The following is a 13,415-nucleotide window of genomic DNA, read 5'->3' on the forward strand; positions in this document are numbered from 1 at the left end:
TAAACCAAAAGAGGCCATCTGGCCTCTTTTTCATAATTGTTAAGGTTTTAAAGATTGGCGACTAAAGCCAGTATGACCGCACTTGATACACGGAATAATAATGGTTGGATGGTTATACGTGGTTTTATGGCCACATTCATCGCACACTAAGGTGCCTAAGCCAATCACATCGCCAGCCTCATACAAGCCTTGATGTTCCAGATCATCAAACAACTCAACCCACTCAACTTTCGTCCGATCGGTTATTTCTAACAATCCTTGCCAAATTGTATCTGCAACCGTTAGGTAAAAAGGGCCACTTTTACTGTCTTCATAATTTTCTGAAAACTCTTTTAAGTCAGATTTGACGTACGCTTTAATCAACGCCAACTCGTCTTTGGTCAGGTCATTTGCGGCTTCCACCACTTTGCCCGACGTTTCTATCGCTTTGTTAACTTCTTCAGGACTGTGCTTCAAGGTTTCGATCACATCCTCGAGCATTTCCTCATAACCTGTTTTACGTTTAGGCATAACTGACCTCCATCTTTCTCCTACCTGCGTGACTTGAGTACGCAAGGGTACAGATTGGCTATTGTTGTGATCCCTAGCTTTAGGTATTCTATGACGATCTATTTAAGTCTGTTCTAACCGAACTCACAAATTCCAAGATAACCGGATATCATCGATGCAAGAGCAATACAACCCACAAGACATTGAACAAAAAGTTCAAAAGCACTGGGATGACAACAAGACCTTTGTTGTAAGTGAAGACCCAAATAAAGAAAAATTCTACTGTCTATCTATGTTCCCATACCCAAGTGGTCGACTGCACATGGGTCACGTGCGTAACTACACCATCGGTGACGTAGTATCTCGTTTCCAACGCCTACAAGGCAAAAACGTTATGCAACCTATTGGTTGGGATGCGTTCGGTCTACCTGCTGAAAACGCGGCGGTAAAAAACAAAACTGCGCCAGCACCATGGACTTACGAAAACATCGAGTACATGAAAAACCAGCTTAAGCTTCTTGGCTTTGGTTACGACTGGAACCGCGAATTCGCTACCTGTACGCCTGAATACTACCGTTGGGAACAAGAGTTCTTCACTAAGCTTTACGAAAAAGGGCTAGTTTACAAAAAGACTTCATCAGTAAACTGGTGTCCAAACGACCAAACGGTTCTAGCAAACGAACAGGTTGAAGACGGCTGCTGCTGGCGTTGTGACACGCCTGTAGAGCAAAAGGAAATTCCTCAGTGGTTCATCAAGATCACTGAATACGCGCAAGAGCTGCTTGACGATCTAGATAACTTAGACGGCTGGCCTGAAATGGTTAAAACCATGCAGCGTAACTGGATTGGCCGCTCTGAGGGTGTTGAACTCAAGTTTGAAGTAAAAGGCCAGCAAGACCTAGAAGTTTACACAACGCGTCCAGATACGCTAATGGGTGTGACTTACGTAGGTATCGCAGCAGGTCACCCTCTAGCGACGATCGCAGCAGAGAGCAACCCAGAGCTAGCAGCCTTCATCGAAGATTGTAAGAACACCAAAGTAGCGGAAGCTGAACTTGCGACAATGGAAAAGAAAGGTATGGCGACTGGCCTTACTGCTATTCATCCATTGAACGGCCGTGAAGTCCCAGTGTACGTGGCAAACTTCGTACTAATGGACTACGGTACAGGCGCGGTTATGGCGGTTCCTGCGCACGACCAACGTGACTACGAATTTGCAACCAAATACGGTCTAGACATCGTTCCTGTGATCAAGCCAGTTGACGGTAGCGAGCTAGATATCTCTGAAGTAGCGTACGCAGAAAAAGGTGTCTTGTTCGATTCAGGTGAGTTCGACGGTCTAGAATTCCAAGCGGCATTCGATGCAATCGCAGCGAAGCTAGAAGCAGAAGGTAAAGGCACTAAGACAGTTAACTTCCGTCTACGTGACTGGGGTGTATCTCGTCAACGTTACTGGGGCGCACCTATCCCAATGGTAACCACTGAAGATGGCGAAGTTCACCCTGTGCCTGCTGACCAACTACCCGTAATTCTTCCTGAAGACGTGGTAATGGACGGCGTAACAAGCCCAATCAAAGCTGACAAAGAATGGGCGAAGACAACCTTCAACGGCGAGCCGGCTCTACGTGAGACCGATACGTTCGATACGTTCATGGAATCTTCTTGGTACTACGCGCGTTACTGTTCACCACAAGCGGACGACATCCTAGACCCAGAAAAAGCAAACTACTGGCTACCGGTAGACCAGTACATCGGTGGTATCGAGCACGCTTGTATGCACCTACTGTACTCACGCTTCTTCCACAAGCTTCTACGTGATGCGGGCTACGTGACGTCTGACGAACCGTTCAAGCAACTACTATGTCAAGGCATGGTACTGGCTGATGCGTTCTACTTCGAGAACGAGAAAGGCGGTAAAGAATGGGTTGCACCAACTGACGTGAAAATTGAGCGTGACGGTAAAGGTCGCATCACTTCTGCTACCGACAACGAAGGCCGCAACGTTGAGCACTCAGGCATGATCAAGATGTCTAAGTCGAAGAACAACGGTATCGACCCACAAGAGATGGTAGACAAGTACGGCGCTGATACAGTACGTCTATTCATGATGTTCGCATCTCCAGCAGACATGACTCTGGAATGGCAAGAATCTGGCGTAGAAGGGGCAAACCGCTTCCTGAAACGTGTTTGGAAACTGGTCAAAGAGCACACAGCAAAAGGTACGGCAGAAGCCGTTAACGCAGATGCTCTTTCTGGTGAGCAAAAAGCATTGCGCCGTGACGTTCATAAGACTATCGCGAAAGTGACTGATGACGTTGCTCGTCGTCAGACATTCAACACGGCTATCGCAGCGATCATGGAACTGATGAACAAGCTAGCGAAAGCGCCTCAAGAGTCAGCCCAAGACCGTGCTATCCTTGATGAAGCACTGAGAGCGGTTGTAGCAATGCTTTACCCTATCACTCCGCACATTTCATACGAGCTATGGACTGCACTGGGTGAGACAGACATCGACAACGCGACTTGGCCTACTTTCGATGAGAAAGCTCTGGTTGAAGACGAAAAAACTATCGTTGTTCAAGTTAACGGTAAGCTCCGTGCGAAACTGACTGTTGCAGCAGACGCAACGAAAGAGCAAGTTGAAGAGCTTGGTCTGAACGATGAGAACGTAACTAAGTTCACTGAAGACAAAACCATCCGTAAAGTCATTTACGTACCGGGTAAACTTCTGAACATCGTTGCAAACTAATCATAGCCTGCAAATTATCTCAGCTTAGCGAACTTATTAGCTAACCAAGAGTCATTAAACAGGGTAGTTCGCTACCCTGTTTATTTACCTCAAACCATTCACACCGAGTGGTTTAAGGTAAATATCCCCGTTATTCAATTTAGGATGAATACAATCAATGCGCTTTTTCTCTTTGATTAAACTGTCTGTGGTATTGGTATTAGCCGGCCTTCTCTCTGCCTGTGGTTTTCACCTTCGCGGCGAGTACTCTGTACCCGAAGAGCTGCAAACCCTGTCATTCACCAGCTATGATGAATACAACCAGCTAACCCGCTACGTGAAATCTCAGCTCACGCTGAATAAAGTCGAATTAGTTCAACCATCGTCAAACGTACCAAACTTACATCTGATTGAAACAAGCCTTGAAGAACGCACACTGTCGCTATACCAGAACAGTCGCGCGGCAGAAAAAGAACTGACTTACGTTGTACAGTACCGTGTCACGATCCCGGGTTATAGCACGAAGAACTACACCACCACGGTAAATCGCAACTATCTGGATAACCCATTGACAGCTTTAGCTAAGTCAGTAGAGCGCGACGTGATCAAAGATGAGATGCACTTACAAGCAGCTAAGCAAATGATGCGTCAGTTAGGCCAAGTCCGTGCAGAATACGAATCAGGCCAAATTAACGATACAACTGCGAATACGAGCTCTTAAGTAACATGCGAGTATATGCTGACAAGCTGGCGGATCACTTAGCCAGACACATCAAGCCGATTTACCTTATCTTTGGTAATGAACCACTGTTAATTCAAGAAAGTCGTCAAGCAATCCAAAAAATCGCATTGCAACACGGTTTTGAAGAAAAGCATCGCTTTGCTGTTGATGCGAGCTTAGATTGGAACCAGGTTTATGACTGCTTCCAGGCACTCAGTCTGTTCTCCAGCCGCCAACTTATTGAGCTCGAAATACCAGAAAGTGGTATCAACACCGCGATAAGCAAAGAACTGCTGGCACTGACAGATATGATGCATGATGACATCATGTTGGTCATCATTGGCAGCAAGCTGACTAAGGCGCAGGAAAACAGTAAATGGTTTAAATCACTCAGTGCGAAAGGTGATTGGGTAAGTTGCCTGACACCAGACCTTCAGCGCCTGCCAATGTTCATTCAAGCTCGTTGTCGCAAACTTGGATTGAAACCGGACCAGCAATCGCTGCAAATGCTCGCACAGTGGCATGAGGGTAACCTGTTTGCACTATCGCAAAGCTTAGAAAAACTGGCTCTACTTTACCCTGATGGTGAACTCACCATAGTGCGCTTAGAAGAAGCGTTAAGTAGACACAACCATTTTACAACGTTCAACTGGATTGATGCTTTGCTTGCTGGAAAAGCTAACCGAGCCCAACGTATATTGCGTCAGCTAGAAGCTGAAGGCGTTGAGGCGGTGATTCTTATTCGCAGCGTTCAAAAAGAGTTCAAACAACTGCTAAGCATGCATCAGGATTTGACCAAGATGAACGTCAACCAGGTGTTTGAAAAATATCGAGTGTGGCAAAACAAACGCCCTTTGTATAACGCGGCTTTGACTCGTCTTTCAGCCAGCAGAATCTTTAAACTTGTGTCTCTCCTGACTCAGGCAGAGATAAAAGCTAAAACCCAATATGACGAATCCGTATGGCCAACTATGCATCAATTGAGCCTAGAAACCTGCTCTCCTGATATTAAGCTGGCAATTTAAAAACCAAAGCGTGATATAGTGCGCGACCCGTTTTGCCAAGATTAGAGCAAAACTATTTAGAGACAAAAGATAAACCGAGGAAAACCGAGTGCTTCGCGAAGAACTGAAAGACTTTCTAGCTGATAAAGCCGACGATATGAAAGCGGAAGATATCATCATCCTGAATGTGGAAGGCAAATCAAGCGTGACAGATTACATGATCATCTGCACGGGCACATCTAGACGCCACGTTTCATCGATCGCTGATCACGTTGCGTCTGAAGTAAAAAAAGCTGGTCTTGAACCTTTGGGAATGGAAGGTGAGAACGAAGGTGAATGGGTTGTTCTGGATATGGGCGATGCCATGCTGCACGTGATGCAAGAAGAACACCGCGAGCTGTACCAACTAGAAAAACTCTGGGGTTAACCTTTTGAAAATTCAACTCATTGCTGTTGGTACCAAAATGCCAAAGTGGGTCGAGGAAGGCTTTCAAGAGTATCGCCGTCGTTTCCCGCACGATATGCCACTTGAATTGGTGGAGATTCCTGCCGGAAAACGTGGCAAGAACGCCGACATAGCGCGCATTCTGCAAAAAGAAGGCGAAGCAATGCTGGCCGCAGTGCCAAAAGGGAGCCGTATCGTCACTCTGGATATCCCTGGCAAAAAGTGGGACACCCCACAACTGGCTGAGCAACTAGAAGCCTGGAAACTCGATGGGCGTGACGTATCGATCTTAATCGGCGGCCCTGAAGGCCTGGCTCCAGCATGTAAAGCAGCCGCAGACCAAAGCTGGTCATTATCGGCCCTAACGTTACCACACCCTCTGGTACGTATTGTTATGGCTGAAAGCTTATACCGAGCGTGGAGCATTACCGCTAACCACCCTTATCATCGCGAATAATCGCTGTTTAACTTTAGAGCCAAGCGTTAATGATTCATAGACGCCGCAGTCAAATTCGAGATTATCAAGCCGAAGCGCGCCTGTTTGCCAGTCGCGCTATCGTTGCATTTGTTGGTATTGTCATTTTGATGGGAGCGCTGGTCGCCAACATGTACAACATTCAGGTGAACCAGTTCCAGGACTACCAAACTCGCTCTAACGACAACCGTATTAAGATCGTGCCAATTGCGCCCAACCGCGGGCTTATTTATGATCGCAACGGTGTGTTACTGGCGGAAAACCGCCCTGTCTTTAACTTGGAACTGATTCCAGAAAAAGTGAAAGACATTGATGAGACCATCAAAGAGCTGCAAACCATTCTGGAAATCACACCAGAACAAATTGAACGCTTTCATCGCGAGCGAAAGCGAACTCGTCGCTTTAAATCTGTTCCATTACTCACTCAGCTAGATGAAAAGCAAGTTGCCGTATTTTCAGTCCACCAATATCGCTTTCCTGGTGTAGAGATCAGTGCAACCCTAAAACGTTACTACCCATTTAGTGAAGTGCTTACGCACGTGATTGGCTACGTTTCTCGCATCAACGATCGAGACATGCAGCGCCTGATTCGTGAAGAAAAAGCCTCAAACTATCAAGCTACCCGTGACATCGGTAAGCTGGGCATTGAGAAATATTACGAAGATCTTCTCCATGGTACTGCTGGTTACCAAGAGGTCGAGGTCAACAGTCGTGGTCGAGTGATCCGCACGCTGAAATATGTCCCCCCCGTTCCTGGCAAAGATATTGTCTTGAATCTAGACATTAATCTGCAGCTCTACGTACACCAACAGCTTGATGGTCGTCGCGGTAGTGCCGTGGTTATCGACCCGAGAGATAACGGAGTGCTAGCGATGGTGTCTAGCCCGAGCTACGATCCCAATTCCTTCGTTCATGGTATTTCTGGTAAAGCTTATCGTGCGCTACTTAACGATAAAAACCGACCTCTGGTGAACCGAACGACACTAGGTATATATCCGCCAGCGTCAACCATCAAACCATTTATGGCCGTTGCCGCGCTGCAAGAAGGCGTTGTGACCCCACAAACAACCCGTAATGATCCAGGCTACTGGCGCATTCCAAATTCAGACACTCGCCCATTCCGTGACTGGCTGCGTTGGGGGCATGGACGTGTTGATATTATCAAATCCATTGAAGAATCGGTGGATACCTTCTTCTACCAAGTCGCCTACGATATGGGCATCGATCGCATTTCCAGCTGGATGATGATGTTCGGCTTTGGTGATTACACTGGAATTGATATTTACGAAGAAAGTAAAGCTAACATGCCGACCCGTGAGTGGAAGATGTCTCGCCACAGAACACCTTGGTACAAAGGCGATACTATTCCGGTAGGTATTGGTCAGGGTTACTGGACTGCAACGCCGATGCAAATCGCAAAAGCCACCTCAGTGCTCGTAAACGACGGAGCAGTTACCGCCCCACACTTACTCAAAGCTTCCATCAACAATGGCGGTGATTTCGACGAGCAGCATTCAGAGGAATACCTGACCTATCCGCCGATTAAAAACGTACCGAAAAAGTACTGGGACATGGCGAAAGAAGGCATGCGTCGAGTGAACCATGGAACCCGAGGAACGGCTCGTCGTTCCTTTTACGATATGAGCTACGAAACTGCGGGTAAATCCGGTACAGCTCAGGTATTTGGGCTAGCTGAAGACGAAGTGTATAAGGCAGATGAAGTTGCCGAGCATTTACGTGACCACGCCTTATTTACTGGTTTTGCACCGTTTGACGATCCAAAAGTGGTCGTAACTGTGGTACTCGAAAACGCGGGTGGTGGCTCAAGTAATGGCGCACCTGTAGCAAGAAAAATCTTTGACCGTGTCGTACTCGGCCCGGAAAAAATCGAGCCTGAAGAAGATGAAAACAACGTTAAGCAAGAGGCAACGCAATAATGAAAATGGATCCCTCTACAGGTAAAAACCGAGCCCTGTTTGAACGCTTCCATATTGACTTGCCACTCTTACTCGGCATTTTAGCGTTGATGGCATTTGGCTTGGTGATCATGTACAGCGCGAGCGGCCAAAGCCTGGCGATGATGGATCGTCAGGCCATGCGTATGGTGCTCTCTCTTGTGGTGATGGTAGTGCTTGCACAACTTTCTCCACGCACCTACGAGAGTCTCGCGCCCTTGATGTTTGCGTCAGGAGTCATCCTGCTTTTTGGCGTGCTGTTTTTTGGTGAAGCGTCCAAAGGTGCCCAACGTTGGCTAAACCTTGGTTTCGTCCGATTCCAGCCATCTGAATTACTCAAGCTGGCCGTGCCGTTGATGGTAGCTCGCTATATTGGTCGTCAGCCACTTCCACCAACCTTCAAAACCCTGATGGTGGCATTAGTCATGGTGTGTGTGCCAACCATACTGATTGCGAAACAGCCTGATTTGGGGACCTCGATCCTGATCGCGGCATCCGGTATTTTTGTTATCTTCCTCGCAGGTATCAGTTGGAGAATCATTGCTGCAGCAGCCATTGCTCTAGGCGGATTTATTCCCATCTTATGGTTTTTCCTGATGCGCGAGTATCAGAAGGTGCGAGTGCGTACGCTATTTAACCCGGAATCCGATCCTCTGGGCGCGGGCTACCACATCATCCAGAGTAAGATTGCGATTGGATCTGGTGGTATTTCAGGTAAGGGTTGGTTACACGGAACACAATCTCAACTGGAATTTCTTCCTGAGCGACACACTGACTTTATCTTTGCAGTAATTGCTGAAGAATGGGGTATGATTGGCTTTCTTTGCTTATTAGCCATCTATCTCTTCATTATTGGTCGAGGCCTGTACCTTGCTAGCCAGGCGCAGACCGCATTTGGACGAATGATGGCAGGCAGTATTGTACTTAGCTTTTTTGTGTATATTTTCGTAAATATCGGTATGGTGAGTGGCATCCTGCCCGTCGTAGGCGTACCGCTACCTCTAATCAGTTATGGTGGTACTTCAATGGTGACCTTGATGGCTGGCTTTGGTATTTTAATGTCTATTCATACGCACCGAAAAGCATTCTCTAAGGCGACCTAGACATGCAAAAACGCGCTTTATATTCCTTAGTTTTTTCTGCCGTTATTTTGGCTGGCTGCTCATCAACCAGCCAGAAAACCCAGCAAGATGACCGCTACGAACTCGAGTCTGATGTTGCACCAGACACGCCACTTTCAGTGGAGCATATTGAAGACGCCTACCCAAAGTACGAGCCATATAGCTTAGGCGGCAACAGAGACTACCATCTGCTCGGTAAGAACTACCAAATTGTACGCGACGCGAAAGGCTTTACCGAACAAGGACGAGCGTCCTGGTATGGTAAAAAGTTTCAGGGCCATTTGACGTCCAACGGTGAAATCTACGACATGTACTCGATGACAGCGGCACACAAAACACTGCCGCTACCTAGTTACGTCAAAGTGACCAACACTGATAACGGCAAAACAACGGTAGTACGCGTGAATGATCGAGGTCCATTCCACGATGGCCGAATTATTGATTTAAGCTATGCGGCGGCACATAAGCTCGGCGTGATTAAAACCGGCACAGCCAATGTCAAAATTGAAGTCATCAGCGTTGATAAACCGACTGACAAAAAATCGTTGGACGAGCACCCTAAATACGTAATTCAGGTCGCATCTTCAAAAAATGAAAATCGCGCCCGAACTTTAGGCTCAGAACTTGGTCAAAAGCTGGATACGGATACTTTCCTTGAAAATGCGAAAGAGTCGTATCGCTTGTTATTAGGCCCGTTTAGTGACTATTCCCTGACGCAAGCCACACTGGATAAAGTAAAATTGCTCGGCTATCCGTCTGCATTTATTAAAAAACACAACACTGTAAAATGACGTAGGTTCATGGATTTCTAATTGAATCCCCTCTGATTATCGCTGGGGATTCTGATAAGATGTCCGCAGTTAAACCCAAAAATTTGAATTACCATGAATAAAAATAAGTTTGTGAAATCTATTCTCGTCTCATCCGTTGTTCTTTCAGCAACCTTTGCTCAATCAGCTCTTGCCGCACCTATCGTGGTTCCAGACTCTCCTCAAATCGCAGCGAAAGGCTACGTATTGATGGATTACCATTCAGGTAAAGTACTGGCAGAGAAAGAGATGAACACAAAGTTGTCTCCTGCTAGTCTGACCAAAATGATGACCAGCTACGTTATTGGCCAAGAGCTAGCGCGTGGTAATATTTCAGAAGATGATGATGTAACCATCAGTAAAAACGCATGGGCGAAAAACTTCCCGGACTCTTCAAAAATGTTCGTCGAAGTTGGCACCACTGTAAAAGTAAAAGACCTGAACCGCGGCATTATCATCCAGTCAGGTAACGATGCATGTGTTGCAATGGCAGAGCACATCGCCGGCTCGGAAGATGCTTTCGTTGATCTAATGAACGCATGGGCCAATACGCTGGGCATGAGTAACTCACACTTTGCCAACGTCCACGGTCTAGATAACCCAGAACTTTACTCAACGCCATACGACATGGCGCTGCTAGGTAAAGCACTTATCCGTGATGTACCAAATGAGTACCGCGTTTACGCTGAGAAGAAGTTCACCTATAACGGCATTACCCAATACAACCGTAACGGCTTGCTTTGGGATAAGAGCATGAACGTAGACGGCATCAAGACTGGCCACACAAGTAACGCAGGCTACAGTTTAGTAAGTTCAGCAACTGAAGGTCAGATGCGCTTAGTTGCAGTAGTGATGGGCACTAAAGATGCTAACGCTCGTAAATCAGAAAGTAAAAAGCTGCTAAGCTACGGCTTCCGCTTCTTCGAAACTGTTGCTCCACACAAAGCTGGCGAAACATTTGTAGAAGAAAAAGTTTGGATGGGTAACAAAGACGCCGTTGCACTAGGTCTGGATAAAGATACATACGTAACCCTTCCACGCGGTGAAGCAAAGAACCTAAAAGCAAGCTTCGTACTTGAAAAAGAGCTAGAAGCCCCAATTAATAAAGGTGATGTAGTTGGTAAGCTATACTATCAAATCGATGGTGAAGATATTGCCGAATACCCGCTAATGGCACTGGAAACCGTAGAACAAGGTAGCCTATTTAGCCGCATGTGGGATTACATCGTATTGTTAGTTAAGAGCTTCTTCTAAAGTCAGCGAAAGATTAACAAACCGATTCATAAAGCCGCCGACTAAGGCGGCTTTTTAAGTCAGTTATCCTCACCTTGAGTTCACCTTAATTTGACTGTACTATTTCGCACCGCAACGAATACCAACTGGAGTTACCGATATGCTAACCATCAACTCTGATGCTAAATTAAAAGACCTGCTTGAGTTCCCTTGTTCTTTTACTTACAAGGTAATGGGTCATGCAAAGCCTGAGCTTCCAGAACTTGTTCTTGAAGTGATTCAGCGCCATGCACCTGGTGACTACAGCCCAACAGTAAAACCTAGTGCGAAGGGCAACTACCACTCGGTGTCTATCAATATCACAGCGACGTCAATCGAGCAGGTTGAAGTCCTTTATAAAGAATTAGGCGAAATCGACATCGTTCGTATGGTTCTATAAATATTTGATAAATTAAATTTTTTTTGAAAGCAGCCGAGGCTGCTTTCTTTTTATATATCAGCAAGATAGTAAAATACCGCTCACCTTTGAGTTAAAAAACTGTTACTCAATGGTAGAGTAGAAGGATTATCCAGTTTATAATCCAAACACTTTATATAATCGCGACAGGAAATGCCATGCAACACCAACTTGTTGTAAAACGACTTGGCCGCCAGGACTATGAGCCCGTATGGAAGGCAATGCATGAGTTCACAGACCAACGTACAGAAGAGACACCTGATGAAGTTTGGTTGGTAGAACATAACCCAGTATTTACTCAAGGTCAGGCCGGTAAAGCCGAGCATCTGATCAACACTGGTGATATTCCTGTCGTACAAAGTGACCGAGGTGGTCAGGTGACTTATCATGGTCCGGGCCAGTTAGTGGCTTACTTTTTGATTAACCTGCGTCGTAAAAAATTAGGAGTACGAGATCTCGTTACCAACATCGAGAACCTCGTGATCAACACGCTAAAAGCATACAATATCGACTCTGCAGCAAGACCAGACGCTCCAGGTGTATACGTCGATAGTAAGAAAATATGCTCTCTCGGCTTACGTATTCGTAAAGGCTGCTCCTTTCATGGCCTCGCCTTAAACGTCAATATGGATTTAACCCCCTTCCTGCGTATTAACCCTTGCGGGTATCAAGGCATGGAAATGGTTCAGGTCAGCCAAGTTGGTGGACCGGACGATGTGGAAGCTGTAGAAAAGCAACTAATACAAGAACTCGTTACTTTGCTCGACTACGAGCAAGTGGAATTCAGCACAGAAGCACCTTCTCAAGGTAATAAAGCATGAGCAAACCAATCCAGATGGAAAAAGGCGTTAAATACCGTGACGCCGAAAAAATGGCATTGATTCCAGTAAAGAACATGCCTTCAGAGCAGAAAGAAGTGCTGCGTAAGCCTGATTGGATGAAAATCAAGCTACCAGCCGATAGCCAACGAATCCAAGACATCAAAGCAGCAATGCGTAAGAACAAACTTCACTCTGTATGTGAAGAAGCATCTTGCCCTAACCTGGCTGAATGTTTTAACCACGGTACTGCGACCTTTATGATCCTAGGCGCTATCTGTACTCGTCGTTGTCCTTTCTGTGACGTTGCTCATGGCCGTCCATTACCACCAGAAGCGGAAGAACCACAAAAGCTGGCGAAAACCATCGCAGATATGAAGCTGAAGTATGTGGTAATCACTTCTGTAGACCGTGATGATCTGCGTGACGGTGGTGCACAGCATTTCGCTGACTGTAACCGTGAGATCCGTGCGTTAAACCCTAACATCAAGATTGAAACTCTGGTTCCGGACTTCCGTGGTCGTATGGACGTTGCCCTTGATCTAATGAAAGACAACCCACCAGATGTATTCAACCACAACTTGGAAACTGCACCGCGCCTTTACCGTAAAGCTCGCCCAGGAGCAAACTACAAGTGGTCTCTACAGCTACTGAAGAAATTCAAAGAGCAACATCCAGACGTACCGACTAAGTCAGGTCTGATGATGGGTCTTGGTGAGACAAAACAAGAGATCGTCGAGGTACTAAAAGACCTACGCGAACATGGCGTAACTATGCTGACTCTCGGTCAGTACTTAGCGCCAAGCCGTCACCACTTGCCAGTAGAACGTTACGTTCCACCATCAGAATTTGATGAGCTTAAAGAGATCGCACTAGAACTTGGCTTCACGCACGCTGCGTGTGGTCCATTTGTTCGCTCTTCATACCACGCCGACATGCAGGCGCAAGGTATCGAGATCAAGTAAGTAACTGGTTCTCAATGACTAAAAAGGTTGGCACTTCGCCAACCTTTTTTGTATCTGACAAACGCGACACTCCCTACTCGGCTCATCTTTCTCTCCAATGAATGACGAACACTGTCCAACTGCCAGAAAACAAAAAGGCCCTCAATTGAGGGCCTTCAATATATCAATGTTCAAAATAGATGAGTCGAGTTCTAG

Annotated in this window: 13 protein-coding genes; 12 read left to right on the forward strand and 1 reads right to left on the reverse strand. The window is 46.4% G+C overall.

Annotated features, from left to right (window positions below; all coding sequences use genetic code 11):
• Positions 1 to 39: 39 nt before the first annotated feature.
• A complete protein-coding gene (locus L3V31_RS13485) occupies positions 40 to 510 on the reverse strand; it encodes a zinc ribbon-containing protein (protein ID WP_237316509.1) in 471 nt (156 codons plus the stop codon).
• Positions 511 to 664: 154 nt separating this feature from the next.
• Here L3V31_RS13485 and leuS point away from each other — a divergent pair, with 154 nt between their 5' ends.
• The 12 genes from leuS (at position 665) to lipA (ending at position 13,220) form a co-directional block, all read left to right on the forward strand.
• Positions 665 to 3,238 (forward strand): leucine--tRNA ligase, encoded by a 2,574-nt coding sequence (gene leuS / locus L3V31_RS13490; protein ID WP_237316510.1) that lies wholly within the window; start codon positions 665 to 667, stop codon positions 3,236 to 3,238.
• Between the two features lie 157 nt (positions 3,239 to 3,395).
• Entirely contained in the window at positions 3,396 to 3,938 is a 543-nt protein-coding gene (gene lptE, locus L3V31_RS13495) for an LPS assembly lipoprotein LptE (protein WP_237316511.1), read from the forward strand.
• Positions 3,939 to 3,943: 5 nt separating this feature from the next.
• Complete coding sequence (gene holA, locus L3V31_RS13500) at positions 3,944 to 4,963, forward strand: DNA polymerase III subunit delta (protein WP_237316512.1); 1,020 nt, start codon at positions 3,944 to 3,946, stop codon at positions 4,961 to 4,963.
• Positions 4,964 to 5,051: 88 nt separating this feature from the next.
• Positions 5,052 to 5,369, forward strand: coding sequence for a ribosome silencing factor (rsfS, locus tag L3V31_RS13505; RefSeq protein ID WP_237316513.1), 318 nt, complete (start codon positions 5,052 to 5,054; stop codon positions 5,367 to 5,369).
• A gap of 4 nt (positions 5,370 to 5,373) precedes the next feature.
• Positions 5,374 to 5,844 carry a 23S rRNA (pseudouridine(1915)-N(3))-methyltransferase RlmH gene (rlmH, locus tag L3V31_RS13510; RefSeq protein ID WP_010446437.1) on the forward strand — a complete coding sequence of 157 codons (471 nt, stop codon included), beginning with the start codon at positions 5,374 to 5,376 and terminating at the stop codon, positions 5,842 to 5,844.
• 29 nt (positions 5,845 to 5,873) lie between these two features.
• The gene (gene mrdA / locus L3V31_RS13515; RefSeq protein ID WP_237316514.1) at positions 5,874 to 7,799 is read left to right on the forward strand and encodes a penicillin-binding protein 2; all 1,926 of its coding nucleotides are present in this window, start codon (positions 5,874 to 5,876) and stop codon (positions 7,797 to 7,799) included.
• A complete protein-coding gene (rodA, locus tag L3V31_RS13520) occupies positions 7,799 to 8,920 on the forward strand; it encodes a rod shape-determining protein RodA (protein WP_237316515.1) in 1,122 nt (373 codons plus the stop codon). Before mrdA ends, rodA begins: the two co-directional genes overlap by 1 nt.
• A 2-nt stretch (positions 8,921 to 8,922) precedes the next feature.
• The gene (locus L3V31_RS13525) at positions 8,923 to 9,729 is read left to right on the forward strand and encodes a septal ring lytic transglycosylase RlpA family protein (RefSeq protein WP_237316516.1); all 807 of its coding nucleotides are present in this window, start codon (positions 8,923 to 8,925) and stop codon (positions 9,727 to 9,729) included.
• 93 nt (positions 9,730 to 9,822) lie between these two features.
• Positions 9,823 to 11,001 (forward strand): serine hydrolase, encoded by a 1,179-nt coding sequence (locus L3V31_RS13530; protein ID WP_237316517.1) that lies wholly within the window; start codon positions 9,823 to 9,825, stop codon positions 10,999 to 11,001.
• A 139-nt stretch (positions 11,002 to 11,140) separates the two neighbouring features.
• Positions 11,141 to 11,419 (forward strand): DUF493 family protein YbeD, encoded by a 279-nt coding sequence (ybeD, locus tag L3V31_RS13535; RefSeq protein ID WP_014231044.1) that lies wholly within the window; start codon positions 11,141 to 11,143, stop codon positions 11,417 to 11,419.
• A 176-nt stretch (positions 11,420 to 11,595) separates the two neighbouring features.
• The gene (gene lipB / locus L3V31_RS13540; RefSeq protein WP_237316518.1) at positions 11,596 to 12,258 is read left to right on the forward strand and encodes a lipoyl(octanoyl) transferase LipB; all 663 of its coding nucleotides are present in this window, start codon (positions 11,596 to 11,598) and stop codon (positions 12,256 to 12,258) included.
• Positions 12,255 to 13,220 (forward strand): lipoyl synthase, encoded by a 966-nt coding sequence (lipA, locus tag L3V31_RS13545; RefSeq protein ID WP_237316519.1) that lies wholly within the window; start codon positions 12,255 to 12,257, stop codon positions 13,218 to 13,220. Before lipB ends, lipA begins: the two co-directional genes overlap by 4 nt.
• The last annotated feature ends 195 nt before the right edge of the window (positions 13,221 to 13,415 follow it).

This window comes from Vibrio sp. J1-1 (genome assembly GCF_021728395.1).
Taxonomy (GTDB): domain Bacteria; phylum Pseudomonadota; class Gammaproteobacteria; order Enterobacterales; family Vibrionaceae; genus Vibrio.

Coding starts and splice junctions, on each gene's coding strand:
- mrdA (WP_237316514.1), top strand. CDS start 5,874: ATGATTCATAGACGCCGCAGTCAAATTCGAGATTATCAAGCCGAAGCG.
- L3V31_RS13525 (WP_237316516.1), top strand. CDS start 8,923: ATGCAAAAACGCGCTTTATATTCCTTAGTTTTTTCTGCCGTTATTTTG.
- ybeD (WP_014231044.1), top strand. CDS start 11,141: ATGCTAACCATCAACTCTGATGCTAAATTAAAAGACCTGCTTGAGTTC.
- lptE (WP_237316511.1), top strand. CDS start 3,396: ATGCGCTTTTTCTCTTTGATTAAACTGTCTGTGGTATTGGTATTAGCC.
- lipB (WP_237316518.1), top strand. CDS start 11,596: ATGCAACACCAACTTGTTGTAAAACGACTTGGCCGCCAGGACTATGAG.
- L3V31_RS13530 (WP_237316517.1), top strand. CDS start 9,823: ATGAATAAAAATAAGTTTGTGAAATCTATTCTCGTCTCATCCGTTGTT.
- rodA (WP_237316515.1), top strand. CDS start 7,799: ATGAAAATGGATCCCTCTACAGGTAAAAACCGAGCCCTGTTTGAACGC.
- holA (WP_237316512.1), top strand. CDS start 3,944: ATGCGAGTATATGCTGACAAGCTGGCGGATCACTTAGCCAGACACATC.
- lipA (WP_237316519.1), top strand. CDS start 12,255: ATGAGCAAACCAATCCAGATGGAAAAAGGCGTTAAATACCGTGACGCC.
- leuS (WP_237316510.1), top strand. CDS start 665: ATGCAAGAGCAATACAACCCACAAGACATTGAACAAAAAGTTCAAAAG.
- L3V31_RS13485 (WP_237316509.1), bottom strand. CDS start 510: ATGCCTAAACGTAAAACAGGTTATGAGGAAATGCTCGAGGATGTGATC.